Consider the following 24,739-nt stretch of genomic DNA (forward strand, 5'->3'; position numbering starts at 1 on the left):
AATTTTTTTACTCTCCCGGCTCTGTCGTTCGGCTTAAGAAGGTAACAACACGAACAACGTGTTAACTGATGTAAGGAACCTTCATGCCTCACTATTTTCACTTAAAGCCGCTTTTCACTGCGCTGACAGTCGCCCTGCTGAGCACCAGCGCCCTGCCCGCTTTGGCGCAGAATACCAATGCTGCACCTGCCGCCGAGCAGCAGCAACATCGCATTGAACTACCCGCCGGGTCACTCGCAACATCGCTCAATACCCTGGCCCGACAAACCGGCATTACGTTGTCAGCCGACCCGACACTGGTCGACCTCCATCTGGCCCCGGCTCTGTCCGGTGATTACACAGTTCAACAGGCACTGAATTTATTGCTGGCCGACACTGGGCTGTCTGTCACGCGCTCAATTGATGGGGGTTATTCCATTGTCGAACCCCAGTCCCGGGCGCAGACTTTACCGCCGGTGAAAGTGTCGGCAGATACATTGGGGGCAACAACAGAAGGCACGGGCTCCTATACAACCGGGGTTATGCCTACTGCAACGAGACTAAACCTTTCTATACTTGAAACACCTCAGTCAGTGAGTGTTATTACGACACAACAAATAGTGGACAGAAATGCAAAATCCCTGAAAGAGACGCTCGATTACGCTCCAGGTATATCAGTGACTCAGGGGTTAACAAGTAATCGCTGGCGATATCTATCCAGAGGCCAAACAATTGATAGCATTCAGTACGATGGCCTGTCATCGAGTCTTCACTATTACTCTAGAGATACCGCCAACCAAGAAAATACAGCGATGTACGATCGCGTTGAAATACTCAAGGGTGCTGCAGGCCTTACAGACGGGTCAGGAAATCCATCAGGTGTCATTAACTTAGTCAGAAAGCGGCCAACAGACGCATTGGAAGGAAATTATTCTGCTGGCGCATCATCTTTTGAAAATGCATCTGGGGATATCGATATTTCTGTCCCCATGAATGAAAGCTGGGGTAGCCGTTTCGTAGTGTCTGCAAATGGAGGCGATGGCTATCGTGATTATAATAGTGATCAGGACTTCCTTGGATATGCGATAGTAGAGGGTGAGATCACGAAAAACACCACCGTCAGTTTGGCATATAGCTACCAGAATTCTGAAGAGGATGGTTTCGATTGGGCAGGATTGCCTACCAAGCCAGATGGTAGCTTTTACAATTTCGACTCAGGTGACTATCTGGGCAGTGACTGGGCAAGAAATGATAGAACAACTCACCAAGTATATGCTGACATTGAAACGCGGCTGCAAAATGATTGGGTCTTAAAGGTGTCAGCAAGGACTTTATCCGCTGATGCTGACTTTATCGCCTCGCTCACAATTTATTCAAGCGATGACCTTGTTAAGTATGACGGCAATTTTGATTACGATTACGACGCCCGTTCAAGTGAAATTAATCTATCTGGCCCCTTGCAACTTTTTGGCAGAACGCATGATATCGCGATGGGAGTTTCATATAACGACTATGAGTTCACTACGTCAGGAGGGTATGTCAGCACGTACACGATAGACCCTCTAACGTGGGATCCAGAATCAGTATCTCTTGCGAACTCGACATCTGCAACGGCAAGCACACAAGAGCAGAACGAAAAAGGCATCTACTTTTCAGGCAATTTTGAGCTGACAGACAGGCTTAATCTTGTCACTGGCGCACGGGTCGCTTGGTACGACTATAACGCATCAGGAACGGATTACTCAAATGATGCTGAACCCATTCCTTATGTTGGACTTGTATATAAAATAAATAGTGATACAAGTGTTTATGCCAGTTATACAACAACCTTTATGACTCAAACACAATTTGATATTGATGGCGATCTATTGGATCCGCTGGAAGGTATTAATTACGAAACTGGCATTAAAAAAGAGTTCTTTGATGGCAATTTAAACGGGGGCATCGCCTTGTTTCAGTCCGATCAGGAAAATATTGGGTCAGCTATTGATGGCCTGACCTATTGTCACCCCAGCTCCTCCCGCTGCTACAAAGCTGAAGACCTTGTAAGAACGCGCGGTATCGAATTCGAGGTGTCAGGCGCACTGACGGAAAAATGGAATATTGGCACAGGTTACACCTACGCTAACTCGGAATATGGAAGCGGTGATAGCAAAGGTGAGCGATACAACGGCGATGAATATCCAGAGCATATATTCAAAATAACATCTTCTTACGATATCAATGACCGCTTTACAATCGGTGGCGCAGCAAGGTGGCTGAGTGATTTATCAGTTAAATCTGATAGCCATGAAATACGGCAACCTTCTTATGGCGTCGTTGATATGATGGCCCGCTATAATTTTACGAAATTTACTGATCTTCAAATTAATATTGATAATCTGTTTAGTAAAGAATATTACTCGGCCATTGAAGTTCCTTCTTATGGGAACTACATTGGCGCGCCGCGTAAGGTTTCGTTAACGCTAACACATCAATTCCGGTAGAAGAAAAGCGAAAAACAGACAGGGACAATGTTAGGTTGATTCCCAATCCCGATAATTCACAGCCTGATCGCCTTGGCGGTCAGGCTGTCGCACCGACGTTATAAATGCAACACAGCATCCATGCTCGCATACTGACAATTAAAATATCCGCTTTCCGCTGCGGTAAAAAATAGTGCCGTTTAGAACTTCACGCCAGTATAAAAACTTAAGCCTCATTTCTTTGTTCTTTGTTCTTTGTCCCTCATTTCAAAAGCGCAAGGTCAGGGCTTAAGTTAACGCCTTTACTTATTTAGCGGCATCCAGGGTCTTGAGTTTATTTTTGTAAGCGAGGAGTTTTTGGTCGGCTGTGCATAACCGAGCGCCTTAATCCGCACCTAATTCCGCTTTGCCCTCGGTGATGATTTCCTTATGGCTACGGGCAGCCCCAGCCTATTTGCTATTCATCCCTTAACCAGCATAAAATGCGAATCTTTCTCATTTATTTGATACAGCTATTCTTTCAGGGGAGTCCGCCGTGTCTGGCAGTGATATTGCCGAAACGCCTGATCTGCACAACCTTTACAGCAATCACCACGGTTGGCTGCATGGCTGGCTACGCAAAAAGCTCAACTGTACCGAGCGTGCTGCGGACCTGATGCAGGATACTTTTTTACGCCTGCTGGTACAGGAAGACATACAGCCGCTCAAGCAGCCCCGCGCCTATCTGCTCACAGTTGCCAGACGTGTTCTGATTGATCATTGGCGCCGCGAGCGTGTCGAGCAGGCCTATCTGGAAGCACTCGCACAAGTTCCCGAGCAGTTCGCGCCTGGCCCGGAAGAACAACACCTGATGTTGGAAACCCTGCTGGAGATAGACCGCCGCTTGGCCGGTTTGCCGGTGATAGTCAAGCGCACATTCCTGATGGCCCAACTCGGTGGGCTCAAACAACAGGCGATTGCCGATGAACTGGACATTTCTCTCAGCACCGTCAAGCGCCACCTCATTCGCGCCTATTCCCAATGCTACTTTGCTCTGGCTGCGGAGGACTGACTAGTAGTGGAGTCCATTTCTGGCCCGTTTTCCAATGATGCTTTAGCTGCTCCCGACATTCCGCCGACGGTGGCGCGCCGCGCGGTGCAGTGGATTCTGGAACTGCAGACCAGCGACGACCCTGCCACAACCGCCAATGCAATACGTAGCTGGTGTGCCCAGCACCCCGATCACCAACGTGCCTGGGCGCACGTCGAGCAACTCAATCAGCGCTTCGATCTGCTGGCCGATCCGGAGCGTGCCGGGCTGGCCCAAAAAGCTCTGACTGCCAGCGGCCTATCACGCCGCCATGCGCTAAAAACACTCTCTCTGTTACTGGTCGCCGGCGCTGCCGGTTACGGAGCCAAAGAGGGCGGCCTCTTCAACCGCTGGCAGGCGGATCACTACACCGCCGTCGGCGAACAGCGCACGATCACTCTGGCCAGTGGTACTGAAATCATACTGAACAGCGCCAGCGCTATTGAGCTAGAAACCATTCAACTCGACGCCATTCAGACAGGCAACAGCCAACAGGCACAGCGCATCCACCTGCTTAAGGGCGAAATTTATATTTCCAGCGGCCCTCGGCAAACCGCTCCTCTGGTCGTACAAACCACTCAGGGCAGCGTCCGCCCACTGGGCACTCGCTTTGCCCTGCGGCAGTTAGGCGAGGCGTGTCGGCTTGCGGTGTATGCAGGGCAAGTGGAACTCAGCCCCCGGCAAAGTGACCAACGCTGCCTGCTCAACCCCGGCGAGACTACCCTATTCAGCGCAACCGGCTGGTCACCCTTCAACACAGTACAGCCTGATGAAGCCGCCTGGACCGAAGGCGTTATTGTCGTGCGCGCCATGCCCCTGGAACAGTTTATCGCCGAACTCAGCCGCTATCGCCCCGGCATTCTGCGAGTCGATCCGGCCGTGGCACAGCTCACCGTATCCGGCACTTACCCGGTAATAAAAACCGATCAGGTACTGCACACGCTAGCTGCGGCCCTGCCCATCAAACTGCACAGCGTCACCCGCTACTGGGTGACAGTGGTGCCCGCCTGACGCCGTTATATTTTTCATAAATCGAAAAATTGTTGAGCTATTTTACGTACTCGCCCGACAACAAGAGTAAGCAGCATCATTACTTACTTGTTGAAAGGAATCCGTAAATGCCACACGCCTTATCCCCACCACCCATTCACCTCCGGAGACTGAAACACAAGTTGCTCACCCTCAGCCTGGCGACCCTCCCCATCGCCCTGCCCAATGCACTCTATGCGCCGCTGGCGACGGCACAAACACAGCAACAACCGTTTGAGATTCCCGCCGGTTCACTGGAGCAGGCCCTGAACACACTGGGCAGACAATCCGGTATTGTGCTGATGTTTTCCAGCGAGCTGGTCAACGGCTTAAGCAGCAGCGGACTCAACGCATTGCTTACCCCGGGCGAAGCACTGCAACAATTACTGGACGGAACAGGCCTGATAGCGACACCCCAAAGTGGCGGCGGTTACAGTATTGTCGCAGTGCAAAGTGCCACAGCTCTGCCGCCGGTGAAAGTGTCTGGCGATGCGATTAACACCACGACTGAGGGCACCGGCGCGTACAGTACGGGAGCTGTGAGCGTAACTAAGGGAAACCAAAGTCTGAAAAACACACCACAGGCTATTTCTGTCGTCTCCCACCTGCAGATCGAGGAGCAGAACCTTTTCGATATCAATCAAGCCTTGTCAGAGACTCCTGGTATCACTGTGGAACAGTATTACGGTGAGGGGACTAGAATATTCTCCCGTGGTTTTCGTGTCACTAGTTTCCGTACCGACGGCGGATCACCGACCAGTCAAGCTGGCAGAAGTTACACCTATCTTTCCGATCTCACGGCGTACGATCATGTTGAGGTTCTACGCGGCTCTGATGCCCTTTTTACAGGCTCGGGCAGCCCGGGTGGAAGCGTAAACCTAGTACGTAAACGACCTACTGCTGAGGCACAGACCAAAGTCGGCGTGAGACTGGGAAGCTGGGATAATTACCGAGTCGAAGCTGATTACAGTAACTCGTTGAACAGTTGGCTGCGTGGCCGTATCGCGGTTTCTTATAATGACCGTGAGTATTTTTATGATCGCGCCGAATCTGAAAAAAAGGTTATCTATGCTGTTCTTGAAGGCGACCTGGGAGAAAAGACTGTTCTAACCTTCGGTGGCAGCTACGAGGATTCCGGTTCAAAACCTTGGCAAGGTGGCGGCATTCCACGCTATCTCGATGGTAGCCGAATAGACCCATCCCGCAGCACCAGTTACGTATTCGACTGGAACGATAGGACCAGCACCACCACCGAAATGTTCGCAAAACTTGAGCACCAACTGAACAGCAACTGGACCGTGAATCTTAATAGCAGCTATAGAACGCAGAAAACGAATGCGCTGGTCGGAATTGCCGGATTCGGCACTGATTGGGTTGATCCAGATTCAGGCATAGCCACAGGAATACTCAATTTTTGGAATGTCGCAGTTGAACATGAGCAGTACGCCATTGATGGCTATATTACCGGCAGCCTTTATGGTTTTAACAGAGCTCATAATATTACTGCGGGCTTGGACGTACAGAGTCTTGATCTGTGCTGGTCTGGAGCGAATAGCTTTGGTATCGGCGATGTCGATATCATCAACGTTGATCCCAAAGACTACCCGAGACCCGATGTTACACGGATTACATCCTGCAACATGTCCACAAATCATTTTCAGGATGAACGGAAAACAGGCGCCTATTTCTCTGGCCGATTCGAACTTACCGATAAAATGCATGTATTGCTGGGGGGGCGTCTCAGCAATATTGAAGGCAATATAGACGCAGACAAACACGAACTGACACCCTACTACGGGTTTACCTATCGTTTCACCGACAGCACCTCAGCCTATGGCAGCGTTGCAGAGATATTCGAATCGCAAGCATCCTATCAGGGCACCGACGGATCCTCGCTAAAGCCGGTGACCGGAACCACCTATGAAATCGGTGTGAAAAGTGAGCTGTACGGTGGGCTGGTGAATGCATCTTTTTCCCTCTATCGACTGGAGCACGAAGGCCAGGCGCTGCAAATACCTGGCACAATTTCTCCCTGCTGTTATCAAGCGGACGGCCTTGTTGAAAGTGAAGGAGTAGATATGGAAATCAGCGGCGAGATATTGCCCGACTGGAATCTCACAGCGGGGTATACCTACAACCGGCTCGTTTACAAAAATGGGGTAACCGATTTTTCCTCTGAGCCGCCTAAGCATATGTTGAAACTGTGGAGTTCCTATCGGTTAGCGGGCGACTGGCAACAGTGGAAAGTGGGTGGAGGGATCAAATCTCAAAGTGAATTCAAATCGGATGGCTACGACCTGTACGGCTATACGCTTCTGGACGGCTTTGTCGAATACAACCTTAACAAGCAAATAGCCTTATCACTGAACTTGAATAACCTGCTGGACGAAACTTACTACCATACTAACGGTTGGTACGGTGAACCTCGAAACGTCACTCTCGGTATTCGCGGAACTTTCTGACGCGAAAGACTGAGAAAATCGAGAAAGCAAGGGCGGGTCACGATGCCCCTCAATTAAACTGGTCATCCCCGCCCGGCCACTCCAACGTTACACTACAGCACGACTCAATTTCCTCGCAAAAAAATCCTTACCTGGCAGCGCGTCCCTACGCCACTTCTCGTGAATCCCATAAAAACCAGCCGCACTAATCCCCCCGCTTAAACCGATTTGCTTTTGACTCGCTAATCGACATAGAATGCGATTAATTCTCATTAGTTTTTTGTCGCTTATTGTACAGGGGGAGCGGTTCTTGTCAGACGCAGCCCAGCCATCAGATATCAACAGCCTTGAGCGAATCAACAGTCTCTACAGCGACCATCACGGCTGGCTTCGCGGCTGGTTGCTCAAACACCTCCGCTGTTCAGAGACTGCTGTCGATCTGGCGCAGGATACCTTCGTCAAGGTAATGTTGAAGCGCCGAGCTGACCGGGATTTTGTGATTGATTATCCCCGCCGGTACCTGCGTATGGTCGCCAACAGTCTGATGGTGGATCACTTTCGCCGCCGCGCTGTTGAACAGGCCTACCTGGAGGCGCTAGCATTGCTGCCGGAACCGGCCACCATCAGCACCGAGGAGCGGGAGATTATTCTGCAAACCCTGCAACAACTGGATAAGCTGCTGGACAGCCTGCCCCCAGCCATGCGCCAGGCCTTTTTACTCTCTCGGGTGGATGGTCTCACCTATCCGCAAATTGCCGAACAACTCGGCGTCTCCCTGCGTACCGTCAAGCGCTACATGCAACAGGCGTTTATCCAGTGTCTCGATCTGATGCTTTAAGTCCCAACCGTCAGACCCTGCTGCGAGAAGCGGCGGACTGGCTGGTACGCCTGGACGGTGGCGAGCTGAGCCCCACCGAGCAACAGGCCCTGCACAGCTGGCATCAGAGCAGCCCCGAACACCAACGCGTCTGGCAGGCGGCCTGTGAATTGAACCGTCAATTTCATCGGGTACCCGGCAACCTGGCTAAACCGGTACTGGGCCGTGATCGCCTCAGCCGCCGCACCGTATTGAAATCATTGGCCGGTGCCGGTCTGCTATTACCACTGGGCTGGACGGTGGCACGACACCGACCCTGGCAACCCTGGATGGCGGATTACCGCAGCGCCATCGGCGAACAACGCTCACTGACCCTGGCCGATGGCAGCGAACTAACCCTGAACACCGATTCCGCGCTGGATGTGCGTTTTGACAGCCAGCAGCGCCTGATTCATCTGTTTGACGGCGAAATCTTTATCCGCACCGGCAAAGATCCACACCGCCCCTTCTCTGTTGCGACTGACCAAGGCATTGTTCGCGCGTTGGGCACTGAGTTCAGTGTGCGTTGTCTGCCCGGTGCTACCCAGGTCAGCGTTGTCAAATCTGCGGTGATGATCTCCCCTCAATCCGGTACAAGCCCACTACGGCTGGAGGCGGGCCAGCAGTGCCGATTTACTCCCAACCACATCGAAGCTATTCATGATCTTTCAACAGACAGCCTCGCCTGGCAGCGCAGTGAATTGATTGTCGATAACTGGCCACTGGGTATTTTCATTAAAGAACTGGCTCGTTATCGTCCCGGTATTTTGCGCTGCGACGGCACAGTTGCCGGGTTGAAAGTCTCCGGCGTATTCCAGACCCACAACACCAACCAGGCACTGGAAGTGCTGGAGCAAATGCTCAACGTGAAAATCACCCGATTTACGGATTACTGGGTATCGGTAGGCTGACAAAATAAGAAGCTGCCATAAAAAACTGAAAAAGCCTGTCCACTTTTTCACTCTCCCCTCGACTAGTAAACAAATCCGCATTGAAATCAACGTCGAGGAACCCACATGCCAAGCGCAGTAACCCACGCCCATGCTATTAGCAATACATTCCGCCCCTCCCTGCTTGCCTTTGCTATTGCCTCCGTCTGCCTCAACACAGGGTTGATGGTGCAACCAACACTGGCAGCGGACAATCCCGCTACCGCCCAAACAGAAACTGCGAAACAGCAGTTCGATATTGCGCCAGGCTCAATGAAAAACGTACTGAAACAATTTGCCAGCACGGCGGGGATTACGCTTTCCTTTGATCCTGCGCAGGTAGAAGGATTAAAAAGCAATGGCATTCGGGGAAGCTATTCCACTGATGAAGCCCTGCAAATGTTGCTGCAGGGGACCAGTCTGCATGCGAGCCGCACAGCCAGCGGCGGGTATTTGGTGTCGAACCCTAAAAGTACAGTTACGACATTACCACCAGTAAAAATATCTGACTCTGCTATACAGGATGGCAGTGCAGAAGCCGGGTATGTGTCAAAAGAAGTTTCGCAAGTTGGCCCTTGGCAGGGACGGAAGCTGCAAGATACACCGTATTCGATTAACGTAGTGCCAAGAGAACTTATTGAAAACCTTCAGGCTACCAGCACCGATCAAGTCTTTAAAATCAATCCCGTAGTACAAATGAGCTGGCCTCAAGCTCAGAACGACCGACCGATTATTTTCCTAAGAGGCTTTGAACGGGATACCTTTTCTCGCGATGGAGTCAGCCGCCAGCCATTTAACATTGCTGAAGGGACGGCAATGGAAGATGTTGAACGAATTGAAGTATTAACCGGTTTATCAGGGTTTTTATACGGCGCCGGCCATGTGGGTGGAGTCGTCAACTTTGTCACCAAACGTCCTACCGAACAGCGTCTGAATTCCATTACTTTCGGCAATACCAGTGGAGAAAATTATTATATCCATGGTGATTTTGGTGGCCAGTTTGATGAGGCTGGCCGTTTTGGATATCGAATCAACGCCGTAACTCAGGACGGTAATACTTATGTAGATCATCAAAATTTAGAACGCACTTTTTTTAGCGCCGCTTTTGATTGGCAGATTGCAGAAAATCTCAACATCGACATTAATGCATCAAAACGCGACTATCTGCTTGAAGGGCGACAGGCAACATGGCGCATTGGAGGAACTGAGCGTCCCGATGCTGACGACATTAATCCAGAAAAAAACTGGGGGCAAAAATGGTCGTCTCAAGAAACGGAAGCTGAGCGCTTTGGTATGAATCTAAACTGGCACATCAGCGATGCCATCAGCCTGAGAGCCGGGTATCTAGATGAAAGCTCTGTGGCTAGAAACAATACACCGATAAATATTCTCACCTCTGAAAACACATATACCCAAATTGTTGTTGCGGCACATGACGCCCCCCGGGAAATTGAGGGCAAGGGCATGTATGTTTTTACCGATTATAGATTTGCTACCGGAACTGTAGAACATCAAATAACGATAGGCTTCCAACAGAACGAAAGTATTTGGCATATACCCCCTGATGAAGAGGATAATATCGCAGAATATACAAACTTATCTCTGGATAACCCGACTTATTTTGCTATGCCTGACTTTCCCTCTATTGGCCAGGGACAGACCTATTCGAGGTGGGATCAGGAAACCCAGACGATTTCTTTAGGTGATGATATTACCTTCAATGATCAGTGGTCTGCTCTTATCGGTATAAGCCAAGGGAAAATTGACTATAAAGATTACAACGTTAGCGGTGTAGAGATCGGTAGCTATAGCGAAGATGAAATTACTCCCACACTATCGCTAATCTACAAACCCCATTCGAATATCACCACCTATATCAGCTACATGGAAAGTCTCGAGCAGGGAGGCATGGCAGAAACCACCTATGAGGAAGACACACTCTATAATGTGATTAACGGTGGCGAAGTGATGGATCCTCTTGTCAGCGAACAGATTGAAGTAGGCGTTAAGGCTTCTATTGGTCAAGTTCTGTTAACTAGCGCCCTATTCGAAATAGACCGCCCATTTGAATATTATCAAGTTATTAATTCTTCAGAGGCCGAGTTTGTGCAGGATGGACGTCAAGTTCATAGAGGAATTGAGCTGACAGCCACCGGAAAGCTCTCTGATAACTTGAGTATTATTGGTGGTATAACGCTTCTCGATGCACAGATTAAGAAAAACAAACAGACTCCTTCACTCGAAGGGAAAACCCCACACGATGTTTCAGAAGAAATGTACAAAATCTATATGGAGTATACCGTACCCTCTGTACACGGATTAACCCTTAATGGAGGGCTAACCCATATCGGTGATTTTTATGGTGACGACCTCAATACAGATAATATTGACGGCTATACTCTGGCCGATGCAGGATTTCGCTATGTTTTTGGCATTGGAGAAAAACCAGTCACATTCCGCTTTAATGTAAATAATCTTACTGATGAAAAGTATTGGGCGAACCGTTGGTTTATCGGTGATGGACGCACTGTTAGCGCGTCTATAAATGCTCAATTTTAATACTAAGCGGAGTCGTAAGTAACGTAATTACGAACCCGCTTTCCCAGTTCAATTTCACGCTTGTTTTTGCCGCTTTTAATTCACGGCAATTACTTATGTTCAACAATTAAGTTTCGCTCTATGACTATACGAAGTACCTTGGTTTTAATTCATCGTTACGTTGGTTTGGTCATGGCGGGGTTTCTCATCATCGCAGGACTTACCGGCAGTTTATTGGTGTGGTACGACGAGCTAGATGCGTGGATCAATCAGGACATGATGAGAGTGGAACCTCCCATACCAGGGGCAAACCCTATTCCGCCAATTGATTTGCGCCATCGAATCGCAGAAAAGTTCCCGCAATCCATGTTCAACTATACACGTTTATATTTTTCTGATGTAAACGAAGCTGCTGTGTTTTATCCACGCACTGTGTCTGGCTCGGATATGAAGTTGGATTTCGATCAGGTGTTCGTCAACCCCTATACTGGGGATATTCTCGGCTCCCGTACTCGAGGTGATATCACCGAGGGAGTGACGAACCTGATGCCTTTTATTTACCGTCTTCACTATGCGTTAGCATTGGGCACTATTGGTACTTATACCTTTGGCATTATTGCGTTGTTATGGACTCTGGATTGCTTTGTCGGAGCCTACCTGACTTTCCCCCGGCGCAAACGCAATAAGAAAAGATACTCTAACTCCAATAGCTGGCTACAACGCTGGTGGCCAGCGTGGAAAGTGCGCTGGAGTGGTGGTAGTTACAAAGTTAATTTTGATTTACATGTGGCCGGTGGCTTATGGCCATGGGTGCTCCTGTTTATTCTGGCTTGGAGCAGCGTGGCTTTTAATTTATACGGCGAAGTCTATCGGCCGGTTACCTCGGCTGTATTTGAAATGCAGGAAAGACCTTACGACCTTCCAAATGTGGCTGAGCCTAGTGAACAACCCTCACTGGGCTGGCAGCAGGGTTATGCATTAGCCCAACAACGAATGGCAGATTTGGCTGAAACAAAAGGTTTTGAGGTGATTCGCGACGACCGTCTCTACTACAGCCCGGAAAAGAATTTTTTTCGTTATGTCGTCAAAACTGACCGGGATGTTGGTGAACAATACGGTACAACCGCAGTTTTTATTGACGCCACCAGCGGGGAGTTAGTAGCCAGCTTCATTCCCTCCGGTGAAGCTGTGGGCGATACCATAACCCAGTGGCTCTATTATCTGCATATGGCCCAAGTGTGGGGATTCCCGTTTCGAGTGTTAATGACTGTTGTTGGGCTGGCTGTTGCCATACTAAGCGTGACCGGGGTAGTTATCTGGTGGCGCAAACGCCAGGCACGGCGAGCCAATGTACACCGCAAACAATCGGTTGCGAGCAAACAAAATTCTGACATTCGAGTGCCTGCATCGAATAGCTTTCGTGAACGTACCTGATTTTAAGAGATCAATGCACCAAACCCCTCATGTTGGCGAGACAACTCTTCCTAGCCAATCCTATTTTACTTTGGGGTCCTAGAGCCATAGCCGCCAGAAATCGCATAGACCTCTGCAGGCCACGGTTGGCGAGGCCTCCCAGGCACCCCTACTTTTTAGAACTTCATCAACGGCTGGAGTATCTCCTCGATATTGATCATATTTTCACCACGCAGGAAGTTGTAGGTGCCATTTAGGTTAACGTTAATCCAGGCTACAGGAGAAACCTGCTTGATTAATGCCACCATCTCATGATCGAACTGCTCCGTAAAATGCTCCAGCAACCTGGAGAGTATAAGGGTATTAAAATAGATGATGGTATTCGTGAGTAGGCGAGCGCACTCGTTCCATAACGCTATTTCCTCATCTGCGCCACCCCGGAAGCGATTGCCATTCACGGAGGCAACAGCTCGGCGCAACTGGTGGTAAGCTTCACCCCGATTCAAGGCTCTTTGTACATAACTGCGTAAGCTCTTGTCATCGATATACTGTAAAACATAAAGGCATTTTATAAGGCGATCGTATTCGGTGATACCTCGTAAGTAGGGGTGAGTTTTTTTGTGCATGGATAATTTTCGGACGATAGTTGATTGCGTCGTAGATTTTTGCTGAAGTGAAATTACTATATGTTGGATAGTATCCCAGTCATCGTTTATCAATGTATAGTTGATAGGCTTTTTTAGGGAAAGCGATATGGCACCTGAGTTTTCCTTTACGGTAAACAAGCTGTCTATCACCCGGCTAAACTGAGCATATCGTGGTGCGAAGGTATATCCGAATAAATCCAGCAAGGCAAAATTGACGTGATTTGTTCCGTGGGTATCTGTTGACAGGATATCGGGCTGAATATTCGATGTATTGTTGTACAACAAATCGAAGATGTAATGGGACTCGTGCTCGTTGGCGCCAATCACCTGTGCTTTAATGGGGACGTGGTTGGCAACGAGCGTAATTGCGGAGACACCTTTGTCCGTGCCAAAATATTTTGACGAATATCGTGTTTTAAACGTTGTCAGTCGAGATTCAAATTTTTGCCCATCGGCACTGGCATGAATTATATTTTCCTGCAGAGAATAGTGTTTAAAGATTGGCAAATTTACTTTTGCATTGCTAATGCGATCATTCGCACTACTAAGTGTCTCAAGACGCAGGTGATTGGCTTGAATCAGATTAAGTCGATCGTACTGACAGTCAGATATCTGCGACATTTTATAGAGACCGTAGTTAGTTCCATTGGCTATACAGGCCGCTATCAGGTGCTGAGCCGTCGTCAAATCTATGGTCTGTTTCCTGCTGATGTGTTGAAGATCCGATAGAAACAGAGTCTCCTGGTGGACAAGACGTAAAACATCTGCGATATGTGTGGAGGGTAGTTTCTCAAAAAACGGGTTATTGACTAGATTCTGCTTTCCTTTGTACGGCAAACGCCAAACACGTTTGCCTTCACGGTGAAGCATAATGACATCACTGTTATCGGAAGACTCAATTTTTTCACCTACCTGGGCGAGTCGTCTATTTAATTGATCTCTTAAATCGTCCAGCAAAGTATTGACTGGAGCTTGAACTCGGCTTATTCCAGAATCCTGAATTAACTCATCTCTGTTTTCCCACTGACTGTCTGAAAGTAGATCCTGTCCAATATCCCTGTATTTCTCGGTATTATCGACATAAATTCTGTGATTTTCTATTTTCTGCCAAAGAAGTAAATAGATCATTACCTCGTAGCGCTTTTGGTGAACCGTTTCGCCCGTTTCAATGTATGGGAGTGATTTCGAAGGAATAATTCTCCGATCCACGGGAATTGGAAAATTATTTAATTGGAGGTGTTGCTTGATATTGGCGATATGCGCGAGTAGTCCGGGAGACATATCTGCGCTGAAAAAGGATAGGTGTATAAACAGAGGTCTTATTGCGAAAGAAATTTCATTATACTTTTCATCGAAGAACTGCCAGATGTAGTCATCATCTGATTTTTTTTGATTTTGCAAATGCCGGCACACTGATTCGAATTCGGTTAAACGAATCATTGCAAATACTTTCTTCCTAATGATGCCAAAAGGTATGTCGTCGGAAATCTCCGGATCAATGAATAGAGCTAAAACCTTACCAGCATTGGTAACGTTTGATTCTGAATTCCTCCAGTCATGATAGGCAGATTCTTTCGCGTACTCTCTGGATTTTTCGGAAAACTTCCGGCAGTGATAGATAAACGCATCGCAAAGGTTTTCATTGATCTCGATAATACGTTCTTGTAGATAGCAAATCATATAAAGCATTGACGTCGTGTTATGAAATCGTCGCAATTTCGTTACAGTATAATAGTCTACAAGACTCGCATAATGGGCAACATTATGCTTTGAAATACCAAGAGATTGAATGAGTCGTTGGATGTCATCAAGATAGGGGCTGATGAGCTCACAGGCTTCGATCTCTTTTTGCATCTCAGACAATGAAAAATCCCTGGCACGACGTTTCAATATTGCCAGCGTCGTCTCGGAATTCACTTTAAGTAAATTCAACAGAAATTCAGTAAAAGACTTCGGAGAGTTGTCATCGATAATAGCAGCTAAACGGCGCCTTTCTTCCACAGTGGCCTGTGACACGACCCGCTGTAAATTACTATATTTCGGTACAACCACCTGATTGGCCGTCAGGAAGGCGATGAGCTCGTCAAAGATGTAGCGAGATTCGTTGGAAATTCTAGCAACGGCGGATGCCTTTATAGCTAAGACATCATTAAGTTGACTAACAGGTTGCGTAAATCCCGTCAGTGACAAAATGTCTTGGTAGAGTCAGCTTTTCTGAGATGACGTTAGGTTGCGCGGTCCTAGCGGGGCACGGAGAGAATGAGCTTGTAGAATGAATTGAAAGTCCTCTCGAATCTTCGCAAAATTGAGATTTAAAATTATGGGTTTCACTTTGAAATAACCCAGTAGCAGAATGAAATACGCTTTCAAATACTGCCCCCGGTATAGATCCAGTGCTTCCCTCTCGATATCGTTTAGCAGGAAAATGGCGCGTTTCTGCTCCAGGGTTAAGGTTGGTGGACCGTAAAGGTCTTGAACTTCGGCATCAAGTAGTATTCTGAGGCGTTTATTTCTAGATCGCATGTATGTCACCTAAAATGACATATAGTAGCGATTTAGACTAAAAAGTGATCTCTTGGGGAGTTTTTTTATAGTAGGGGTAGCTCAGAGGCCGCGCCAGCCGTGGTCTGCGGAGGACTATGCGATTTCTGGCGGCTATGGCTCTAGGACCCCAACTGGGTTGCAGTGCTCTCATTCGTCTCAGACTCTACAGGTTGCTCCAGGCGCTCTCGGGCCTGGCGTCGCCGAATATGGTCCACCGCCAGGTTACCCGCCATACGGTAGAGATAGGCGCGGGGATTATCAGGTAGCGCAGCGCTGGTGGTATTGGCCCGAATCCAGGTTTCCTGCACCACCTCCTCCGCCAAAGAAGGCGAGCCAGTACGCTGGCGGATATATTGCCTTAGCTCCTCGTAATAGGCTTCTACTGCCTGAGATAGCGATGTAAAAACGGGCTTTGTCATTGCGCACAACGTTGAATAGCGAACTCCAACCAAGCTTTTCGACGCACACCAATCGCTTCATTCAAGCCGAGGAAGATAGAGTTCGCAAATGAGAACTAATTGCATATTACGGCGCAAAAGGGAATTTGAGCAAGCTGATGGATGCAATTGAAACGATTCTTTCCACCAAAATTCGGATGGTAGGTAATATCGTAAGTCGTTCGGTCGATAACGAGAGTCTTCTCAACAGGCAGATCCGTAGAGATTGAATAGCCCTCCCGAGACGAGTCCTTGAGAATGTTATGATTTAAAAGCATCCACTTTTACATGAATTTGGACCGAACTTCGTGTTCAAGGAGATCGACATACACACTGGCAGGAGTTACTGCCATTGAGAACGGCGACAAAGTAGACCAGATGTTCGTCAGTTCTTGTTATCTAAGGCGGGGATTGGCCACCCCACCCCTGGCATGCAGTACAAACTCTTTAGCCTCATCAAGCAACTCATTTGTTGGTTGCCTCGACACTGGCAGTCCCCATGTATCGACAACTTGGTTTTGTCGTGGTCGCTCCCAGCTAGGCTAACGTGGAATTTCCTCTGAACTAATAGAGAGGCGTGCACCCTCTCTCCCCTTACGACACAGCTAGTGAACCCTCGGTATGGCAATTGGCTAATCATTAAAACTTCTATTCCCGCTATAAATGCGTATAATTCTCATTATCGAATAAGTAAGCAGCTCTCACCTGAATTCACGATCAAAATATAGATTACTTATTCAATTTAAGATCACACTTCATCTACAGGGACAACGGGTGTCGCCCTACCAAGCTACATACGTGGAACTCAATTTTTAGACATTTTATAAAAGTAACGACAAACGTCTTTTTCGTACGGAGAAACTAGATGCCAAGGAACCTTTTGCGCCTGCCAAATCGTAACGCGCTGGCTGTCGCCATAGCCGCGTACAGTCTTAATGGTCAGCTCAATGCTCAGGAAGCGGTCGACGCCGCCGGGGATTCTGTCGATGAAGAAGTCGTCGTTATTGGTCAGAAGTTTCAAAATTCTCTGCTGAACAGACTGCCCATCGACGCCGACGAGCTACCTTTTTCGCTCGACATTATCGATGAATCCAAACTTCATGAACGCGGTTATTTTAATCCACTCGATGCCCTGGAATCCGTACCCAACGTCACGCGCAGCAATACGCAGTATCTACCTACCGGAGGTTCCTATAGGATTCGAGGGCTATGGGCGACTGTATTGACCAACAACCGGCCAGAAAATGACAGCCGAGGAGCTGGCAGACGTGATAGCTCACAGATTGAACGATTCGAAGTGCTCAAAGGCCCTGTCTCCATCTTATTGGGGCCGGTTATTCCCGGCGGCGTTGTTAATCAGGTAACAAAGTCCCCTCATGCAGAAGACTCGGTGGAACTGATCGCTCGGGCGGGCAGCTTCGGCACCTATCGGTTTGAAGCGGATTTGAATGAAGGAGCGCTTTTCGACTCAGAGATATTCAGTGGTCGACTAACTCTGGCTTATGAGGATCAAGGCAATTCGCAAGACGAAGCAAATACGGAAACACAATCCATTCGTCCGGTGATTGAAGCCAATTTCAGTGATCGCACGAGAGCACAGTTATCCGTTGCCTATACCGAACGCGAAGGCACTCCGAGCTCCAGCTTCGCCGTCAATGAAGATGGCTCTATACCATCAAGCATTCACGATGACACCTATTTTGGCGTTACGTCTGACCAGGGTGGTGAGGACACCTATGTAGACGCAGAGTTTCAGCACGAATTTCTCGATGACCTCAAACTGGTGATTCGCGGTAGCCATCAGGAGACCGATTTCGACTATCAGGCGAGCCAGAATATTTACAACTATTACAACGGCAGAGGCTTTGGCCCAGATGATACCGTCGGCTACGTTTACTATTCCTCCGGCTATCGCGACACGGAAGTGAGCTACGGCGATGTGCAATTAATGGGGGGATTTGAAGCCTTTGGCCAACGTCAGGATTGGGTGGTTGGCACCTCTTGGCAAGAAACTAGTTTTGCCAGCTACTGGGCCTTTGGTGGCGTCCTTGGTCTTGTTGATATTAACGATATCCCTTCCGCCGTTTACGCCGTGCCAAATTACGATCTCGAACTCAATCCCTACCGGGATCGCGAAGATGAACTCCAGTCGATTTATGGAGAGGCCAGCCTGCGCCCACTGGAAGGTCTTACCGTAGTCGCTGGAATCCGTTATGACGATTACGAAGAGACCAACAACGCCACCGGTGAAACGGTGCCAACCGATGATACCACCTTCCGTCTGGGAGCAACCTACCAGTTAACCTCGGGATTAAACGCGTATTTGAGCTACGCCGAGAGCTTTATTCCGCAAGCGGGTACAACGCGCAGCGGGAACAACATCAAACCTGAAACCGCGGTCAACTATGAGCTCGGGCTAAAAGGGCACCTGTTTAACGAACGACTGCACGTAACTACCGCCATTTTCGATCTGACACGACAGAACGTTGCGACAACAGATCCCAACAATCTGCCGAGCGACCCGGCCTACGTTATCGCAAACGGCGAACAGGAACATAAAGGCTTTGAAATCAGCGCGGCAATAGGTATTACGCCGGATCTACATCTTGATCTTGCTTACGGTTATCTTGATGCTGAAATCACCAAAGTTATAGACGCCGATATTGGCCAGGATGTTGGAGACCCGGTTTCCATGGTGCCCGATGAAACTTACAGTGCTTACCTGTCTTACGAGCTACCCAAAGGCGCTCTCACCGGGTTGAAGTTGGGCCTTGGTGTAAGAGCCATTTCAGAACGCCCAGCGACCCGCTTCGAAATAGAGTACGATGGTTACACACTGGCAGATGCCATGGCCGCCTACCCTATTAATAATGCCCTCGACGTGCAGCTCAATATTCACAATTTGTTCGACGAGGAATATCTCGATACCGCGGGTTACTCGACCGGAACCCCAGGTGGCGGTCACCGATTTGGCAATCCAAGATCGGCTTTCGTCTCTTTGCGAGCGAGGTTTTAACCTCGCGACGACCGGAAACATAATATTATGGGGAATGACGGTAAAGCGTTTTACGACCAAGGTTTAGCGTGCGAGCGTGCCGGAGACATAACCGGCGCTTTCGACGCATTTCGACGTTCTGCCAAAGCCAATCCTCGTATCGCAGCGCCATTTGTGGGATTGTCTCGCTGCCTTATAAGAAACCACCAGCGCTCCCAGGCCATTCAATGTTTACAAAAGGCCGTTGCCTGTGAGCCGTCCAACCCCGCCCTCTACGTCTTGCTCGGAAACGCGTTGTTGCGCGACAGTCAGCTTGTAGATGCCCGTTCCAGTTTTGAACGGGCACTGACTCTTAAGCCATCATTTGTCGATGCTCTGGCGGGGCTCGCCAAAACGCTGGAAGACAGCGGCGACAAAGCGGGTGCGGCCAATACTTATCAAGCGCTGTTACAACAAGCGCCAGGTGATCCTGAAGGCCATGCCGGTCTGCTTAATGTGGCCGACGCCGACCTGCTTGATACCGCCATTGATCGAGCCAAACAGCAGATGGCTCGGGCTCCGGTAGCGGATCGGGCCTTGATTGGCTACGCCCTTGGCAAAGTTCTCGCGCGCCAGGGAGAACATCGCGCTGCCTTTAGCTATTGGCGTTCGGCCAATAGCGCCCGACGACAATTGGCCGGCGAATTCAACCGAGCAGAATTCGAGCGTCGTGTAGCGTCACTGATCTCGCTCTTCACCCCTGAATTTTACGACGCTCGACGGCACTGGAGACCGGCTGAGCAATCTCAGCAAGCGGTGTTCGTTGTCGGTTTACCACGCTCCGGGACCACCCTCACCGAGCAGATTCTGGCCAGCCACCCGGACATTCTCGGTGCAGGAGAATTGGATCTATTAACGGATCTGGCAACCGCAACTCCCGACCACCTGAATCGACCGGATCTTTCCTGGCCGGAAACCGCTCCGCATCTTTCCGAAACCCTGACTGCCACATTAGGCGAGGAGCACCTAACGCGTCTGCGGGCACTTGCCCGCGGGAACAGGGCCAATGCTATTGTGGATAAACAACCGCTAAATTTCTGGCATCTAGGCCTCATCGCCCTGACCCTTCCCCAGGCCAAAATCATCCATTGCCGCAGGGATCTACGCGATAATGGACTGTCTATATTTGCGGAAAACTTTATCCCGGAGCAACGCTGGGCCACCGACCTAGAGGACATTGCCGTTTACTGGCGGGGCTATAATCGATTGATGCGGCACTGGCAGGAAGCGACGTCATTGAGCATGCTGGACGTTGACTACGAAGCGACCATTGCAGATATCACCGATCAATCTGAACGACTGGCGCAACACCTCGATCTGGCATGGCATGAAAACATGATTCATTTTCATCAACACGACCGTCAGATACAAACTCCCTCTCGCTGGCAGGTACGCCAACCGCTCTATCGTAGCTCCTCAGGCCGCTGGCGACACTATGAAAATGAATTGCAGGCGCTCTGCCGAGCATTACCGGAGTCAGTAGGATAACTGTACGCAGACTCCCTACGGGATTTATTTGAAAATCCGCCGTCAGGGCGAAATTATATCCGGGATAATCTTGACCTTATCGCCAGAGAACCGTTTATTGCCCCCCGTCTTGAACTGGATGGGGCGCTACCATGGGGCGAACTAGGGTTTGGTGAATCATTCACGAAAACCCTATAGGCAATATTGCCCAAACATCAAAATAGCGGGCAATATTGCCCCTCGCGAGCTGAATCGGCTATTATATCCATAATGAAAGGAGGATGGTCATGATAGAAACTGCAAACGACCGTAAACCAGACACCGAAAAAGATGTCTTCAGCGCAGAATATGCCGGAGCAGGACTACGTTGGCTAGACACCCTACGACGCTCTGGAGAATGGGAACTATCGTTGAATGACGTGTCATCATTACTCGGTGGAATCTCGCCACGAACAGTCAAGTCGTGGTTCAAAAATGCTAATGCTAACGAAACACTCGAGTTGTCCCGCGATGTAATGGAGCGATTGTCCTTGCTGGCAGGAATCTATCAGTCTCTTGCCATCATCGGCCCAAAAGACGAAACAGGACAACGTTCTGTGGGGAACCGGTGGTTTTTAGAGCCAAATGAGAACGCTATTTTCCAGGGACAATCTATGAAGGAATACGCGATAAAAAATGGACGGATGGAAGCTCTTTACACAATTCGCCGTTACCTCGACAGAGCACGGGGGTGATGTCGTTGAAGTACATTGAACCTGGAGACAAGCACTATCGGGTTGTACATTCGATATACCCTCCAAAGAACGTTTTTGATACCGTCAGTGATGCCGATTCGTATCTCATCGCAGAGCTGGCAGGTGCAACAAGTGATCGCTTGCAGCGCTGGCGGGAATCCGTCGATATAAACGATGCAAGATTTGGAGAGGGCTGGGGCCCAGTAATGGCCTCATTTTGTTATGTTCGCGCCGGCAGATTCAACACCGATGATTATGGTTGCTACTATTCCGGAGACAGTGTGCACACGGCACTGAAAGAGTGGTCGTTCCATGCCGCTAAGGTTTGGAACGACTTTAACTACAGTGATACCTCTCACGCTGTCGTGAGGTGCTACACAGGAAAAATTAATCAACCACTGGTTGATGTTACGGCGAATACTCGCGTTCATGCACGAGAGACCTATGAGCACTCACAGAAACTAGGCATGAAGCTGTTTGGTCAAAAAGAATTTGGCGTCTACTACCGATCCGTTCGTCATTCAGAGGGCCATTGTTTCGGCTTGTACCGTCCACCCGCCACAACGAAAGTTCATCAGACTGGCCACTATACCGTTCTTTGGGATGGCGATAGATTTTCTCAATACGCAAAAATTAACCGCTTTGTTTCTCTATAATTCACGGGAAATTGATAAAGCATAATACATAAAAGTATGTTTCGTGTGGCACTTTCTATCAAGATGGGAAAAGTATCCGTACCGACAATCGTCAGGCGACTCAGTACAGAGAGCATACGAAACCAACTGTATTACGCATTCAGAACACTGGTCAGAGTGGTTCGAACATAGTTTTTTATTAGATTACATCACATCACAGATAATCAATTGCGGGAAACCATTCAGGCAGCAACTTGGAAAAGTGATGAATTGAACAACTTTCTGCAATAGATATTTTTTTTCTACAACAATGGGCGTATTCAGCAAGATATACTCGGCCAATAAGCGAAAATTGCCTAATGCAATCACGTGGTCGCTAATATGGTTATTCTCCGCAATGTTAACACAATGACCCGTGCACTGAGAAAAATCCGAAAAGACGGCTTTGAATTAACTCCAGAACTATTGTCTGTGCGATCTTCCGATCGTCACGAACACCTAGACTTGCGCGGTAATATGGAAGTCAACACCAACCGAAAACTGAAGGCTTGATATTGGCTGTAATTCAATCTCGAATAATTAGGAAAATATATTATGATTATTAATAGCTTATGATTTCAAAGTGTCCACTATTACATGGATTTAGGTTGGACCTATAAAATTACCTTTATCACAATCTTTCCGTCTCAGTATCCATTACGGACACTAGGCTTTAGCTGAGTCAGATCCTGGTTTTTTCTTACTTTTGCTTCTCTCCTCAGAGCGCTTTTGCGCCTCCATCCAATCGGTCAGCGACGACATCACGGTTTCCATGGTTCGCTGAGAAGATAGCTGTGCTTTCAATGCATCTCGCTGTTCGAGCAATGTTGTTCGTTCTTTTATGATGCCTTCCAGTTCACTCAGAGCATTGCTAGCAGATGACAGCTCCCTGGCAAGACGACTGTTGGCTGCCGTTTGATCTTCGATTCTGCCCGCCTGCTCTTGAAGCGTAACATTGGTCTGGCTGAGTGACTGCTCAAGCCGAGCCCGTTGTGATTGCTTTTGGCTGAGCTCGTCGGATAAATCTTGAATGCGATCGTCACGCCGACTTAACGTCTTTTCAAAGCGAATCCGCTCTTGCTTCCAACTGCCCCGCTCCTGCCCCAGCTGCGCCTGGAGCGCACCGATGGCTTCGCTGTTCTGGATTTTTAGGGCGTCAATCACTTCGGTGTGAGTGGTCTGTTGAGCCTTTAGCGTTTGGGTATGCTCCCTAGTCGCTTTATCCAACGCCGCTGTCCGTTGCTGAAACTGTTGTTCCAGAAGCTTCTTTTCCTGCAACAATTGGTGAACCTGATCTGACAAGACTTTTTCCGTTGCGGCGGCTTGCGTCATGGCATCGGTATGTATCGCTCGCTCTTGCTCCAACCGGCGCTCGACCGCCAACCGCCCTTCTTCACTAGCTAGTGCCTTTTGCTCCACTTCGGCCCCATACGCTCACATCAATGATGTTCAAGCAAGGCTGGTACGTCCTAAGGTCTGCCAACAAGCTCTGGCTCAACCTTATAAGCCGCTAAAACCTCATTGGCAATCACCTTTAACGATGTGATACTGGCAGAACTGACGTACCAGGTCTCAGCATCGACAAAAACCACTCTGTGATTTTTCCACGCCTCAGTCTGCTGGATAAGAGGATTTTTCAAACGCTCGTAATTCAATTGGGGCTGGTGCTCCATAACCGCAGTACGGTCGATGATAAAAATAATATCCGGGTTAGTTTTACGTATAAACTCGTTAGAAATGGGCTGTCCATGCAGGCCAGGCTCCTCTTTCAGGCTTGCCGGCTTTACACCTAACGTATCGTAGACAAATCCGTAGCGAGATCTGACGCCAAAAGAACTAAAGCTACCTTGATTATGGAGTAATATCAGAGCACGCTCGCTACGCTCGTCGATTTCCGATCGAACTTGCGCGACCTTCTCCGTCAATTCAAAAATTTTTTCTTCGGCGATCGGCTGCCGCTCAAAAATTTCTCCCAACTCGCGAATGTGGGTAACAAGCGCGTCCAGATAATTTCCGTGAGAGTTGAGCAAATCCCAATCAAAATGTAGTGTTGGCGCTATGTCTGATAAATGCGGATAACTCTGTGCCTGGATCGGCGAGATTAAGATTAAATCGGGCTTTAAGCGATAAACACTCTCCAGATTTGGACGTACAATCGCTCCCAAGTCTACGACTCTATCATCCTCCGCATATCGAGAAAGAAAATGCGGAACGTAATCTTTAGGCATGCCAGCAATAGGCACGCCCAACTGATCAAGAATATCCACGTCGTTCATATCGAAAGCCGCAACGCGCTTGGGCACTTTTTCCAGAGTAAGAGTACCCAACTGATGTACAACAGTTATCCGGGCGTCATCCACCTTGCCAAGCTGATTCTCAACCTGTTGGGAATCATCTGAATGACCACAACCGTTCAACAACAGTGACATCAGAAAACAGAGACTTACCAAACTCCCACGATACTTCTTACACCACATAGCGTT

17 protein-coding genes and 1 pseudogene are annotated in these 24,739 nt (G+C 48.8%); 14 read left to right on the forward strand and 4 right to left on the reverse strand.

The window, feature by feature from the left end:
- The first annotated feature begins 83 nt into the window (after window positions 1-83).
- From ACXAFR_RS25095 to ACXAFR_RS25130, 8 genes are all read left to right on the forward strand, one after another.
- On the forward strand, window positions 84-2,465 hold the full coding sequence (locus ACXAFR_RS25095; RefSeq protein WP_475182356.1) for a TonB-dependent siderophore receptor: 2,382 nt from the start codon (window positions 84-86) through the stop codon (window positions 2,463-2,465).
- Between the two features lie 514 nt (window positions 2,466-2,979).
- Window positions 2,980-3,495, forward strand: coding sequence for a sigma-70 family RNA polymerase sigma factor (locus ACXAFR_RS25100; RefSeq protein WP_475182360.1), 516 nt, complete (start codon window positions 2,980-2,982; stop codon window positions 3,493-3,495).
- An 84-nt stretch (window positions 3,496-3,579) separates the two neighbouring features.
- Window positions 3,580-4,524 (forward strand): FecR domain-containing protein, encoded by a 945-nt coding sequence (locus ACXAFR_RS25105; protein WP_475182363.1) that lies wholly within the window; start codon window positions 3,580-3,582, stop codon window positions 4,522-4,524.
- A gap of 107 nt (window positions 4,525-4,631) precedes the next feature.
- Window positions 4,632-7,004 carry a TonB-dependent siderophore receptor gene (locus ACXAFR_RS25110; protein WP_475182365.1) on the forward strand — a complete coding sequence of 791 codons (2,373 nt, stop codon included), beginning with the start codon at window positions 4,632-4,634 and terminating at the stop codon, window positions 7,002-7,004.
- Between the two features lie 289 nt (window positions 7,005-7,293).
- Window positions 7,294-7,821 (forward strand): sigma-70 family RNA polymerase sigma factor, encoded by a 528-nt coding sequence (locus tag ACXAFR_RS25115; protein WP_475182368.1) that lies wholly within the window; start codon window positions 7,294-7,296, stop codon window positions 7,819-7,821.
- Window positions 7,800-8,750: a FecR domain-containing protein gene (locus ACXAFR_RS25120; protein ID WP_475182371.1), complete on the forward strand. Its 951-nt coding sequence runs from the start codon at window positions 7,800-7,802 to the stop codon at window positions 8,748-8,750. Before ACXAFR_RS25115 ends, ACXAFR_RS25120 begins: the two co-directional genes overlap by 22 nt.
- A 105-nt stretch (window positions 8,751-8,855) precedes the next feature.
- A complete protein-coding gene (locus ACXAFR_RS25125; RefSeq protein WP_475182373.1) occupies window positions 8,856-11,327 on the forward strand; it encodes a TonB-dependent siderophore receptor in 2,472 nt (823 codons plus the stop codon).
- A gap of 120 nt (window positions 11,328-11,447) precedes the next feature.
- The gene (locus tag ACXAFR_RS25130) at window positions 11,448-12,740 is read left to right on the forward strand and encodes a PepSY-associated TM helix domain-containing protein (RefSeq protein WP_475182376.1); all 1,293 of its coding nucleotides are present in this window, start codon (window positions 11,448-11,450) and stop codon (window positions 12,738-12,740) included.
- A gap of 155 nt (window positions 12,741-12,895) precedes the next feature.
- Here the strand turns inward: ACXAFR_RS25130 and ACXAFR_RS25135 are convergent.
- Window positions 12,896-15,889, reverse strand: a pseudogene (locus tag ACXAFR_RS25135) (Tn3 family transposase).
- Window positions 15,890-16,029: 140 nt separating this feature from the next.
- Window positions 16,030-16,329: an RNA polymerase sigma factor gene (locus tag ACXAFR_RS25140; RefSeq protein ID WP_475182378.1), complete on the reverse strand. Its 300-nt coding sequence runs from the start codon at window positions 16,327-16,329 to the stop codon at window positions 16,030-16,032.
- Window positions 16,330-17,212: 883 nt separating this feature from the next.
- Here ACXAFR_RS25140 and ACXAFR_RS25145 point away from each other — a divergent pair.
- The 6 genes from ACXAFR_RS25145 to ACXAFR_RS25170 all read left to right on the forward strand — a co-directional run bounded on the left by ACXAFR_RS25145 (window position 17,213) and on the right by ACXAFR_RS25170 (window position 22,769).
- The gene (locus ACXAFR_RS25145; RefSeq protein ID WP_475182380.1) at window positions 17,213-19,363 is read left to right on the forward strand and encodes a TonB-dependent siderophore receptor; all 2,151 of its coding nucleotides are present in this window, start codon (window positions 17,213-17,215) and stop codon (window positions 19,361-19,363) included.
- Window positions 19,364-19,390: 27 nt separating this feature from the next.
- On the forward strand, window positions 19,391-20,869 hold the full coding sequence (locus ACXAFR_RS25150; RefSeq protein ID WP_475182382.1) for a sulfotransferase family protein: 1,479 nt from the start codon (window positions 19,391-19,393) through the stop codon (window positions 20,867-20,869).
- A 266-nt stretch (window positions 20,870-21,135) separates the two neighbouring features.
- Window positions 21,136-21,582 (forward strand): antitoxin Xre-like helix-turn-helix domain-containing protein, encoded by a 447-nt coding sequence (locus ACXAFR_RS25155; protein ID WP_475182384.1) that lies wholly within the window; start codon window positions 21,136-21,138, stop codon window positions 21,580-21,582.
- Between the two features lie 5 nt (window positions 21,583-21,587).
- A complete protein-coding gene (locus ACXAFR_RS25160; RefSeq protein WP_475182386.1) occupies window positions 21,588-22,238 on the forward strand; it encodes an RES family NAD+ phosphorylase in 651 nt (216 codons plus the stop codon).
- Window positions 22,239-22,274: 36 nt separating this feature from the next.
- A complete protein-coding gene (locus ACXAFR_RS25165) occupies window positions 22,275-22,409 on the forward strand; it encodes a Tn3 family transposase (RefSeq protein WP_475182388.1) in 135 nt (44 codons plus the stop codon).
- 177 nt (window positions 22,410-22,586) lie between these two features.
- Window positions 22,587-22,769, forward strand: a complete 183-nt coding sequence (locus tag ACXAFR_RS25170) for a Tn3 family transposase (protein ID WP_475182389.1) — start codon at window positions 22,587-22,589, stop codon at window positions 22,767-22,769.
- A gap of 153 nt (window positions 22,770-22,922) precedes the next feature.
- Here the strand turns inward: ACXAFR_RS25170 and ACXAFR_RS25175 are convergent, their stop codons facing one another.
- On the reverse strand, window positions 22,923-23,675 hold the full coding sequence (locus tag ACXAFR_RS25175) for a hypothetical protein (protein ID WP_475182391.1): 753 nt from the start codon (window positions 23,673-23,675) through the stop codon (window positions 22,923-22,925).
- A 50-nt stretch (window positions 23,676-23,725) separates the two neighbouring features.
- Window positions 23,726-24,733 carry a siderophore ABC transporter substrate-binding protein gene (locus tag ACXAFR_RS25180; protein ID WP_475182394.1) on the reverse strand — a complete coding sequence of 336 codons (1,008 nt, stop codon included), beginning with the start codon at window positions 24,731-24,733 and terminating at the stop codon, window positions 23,726-23,728.
- Between the last annotated feature and the right edge of the window lie 6 nt (window positions 24,734-24,739).

Source organism: Pseudomaricurvus sp. ABR4_320, assembly GCF_056159445.1.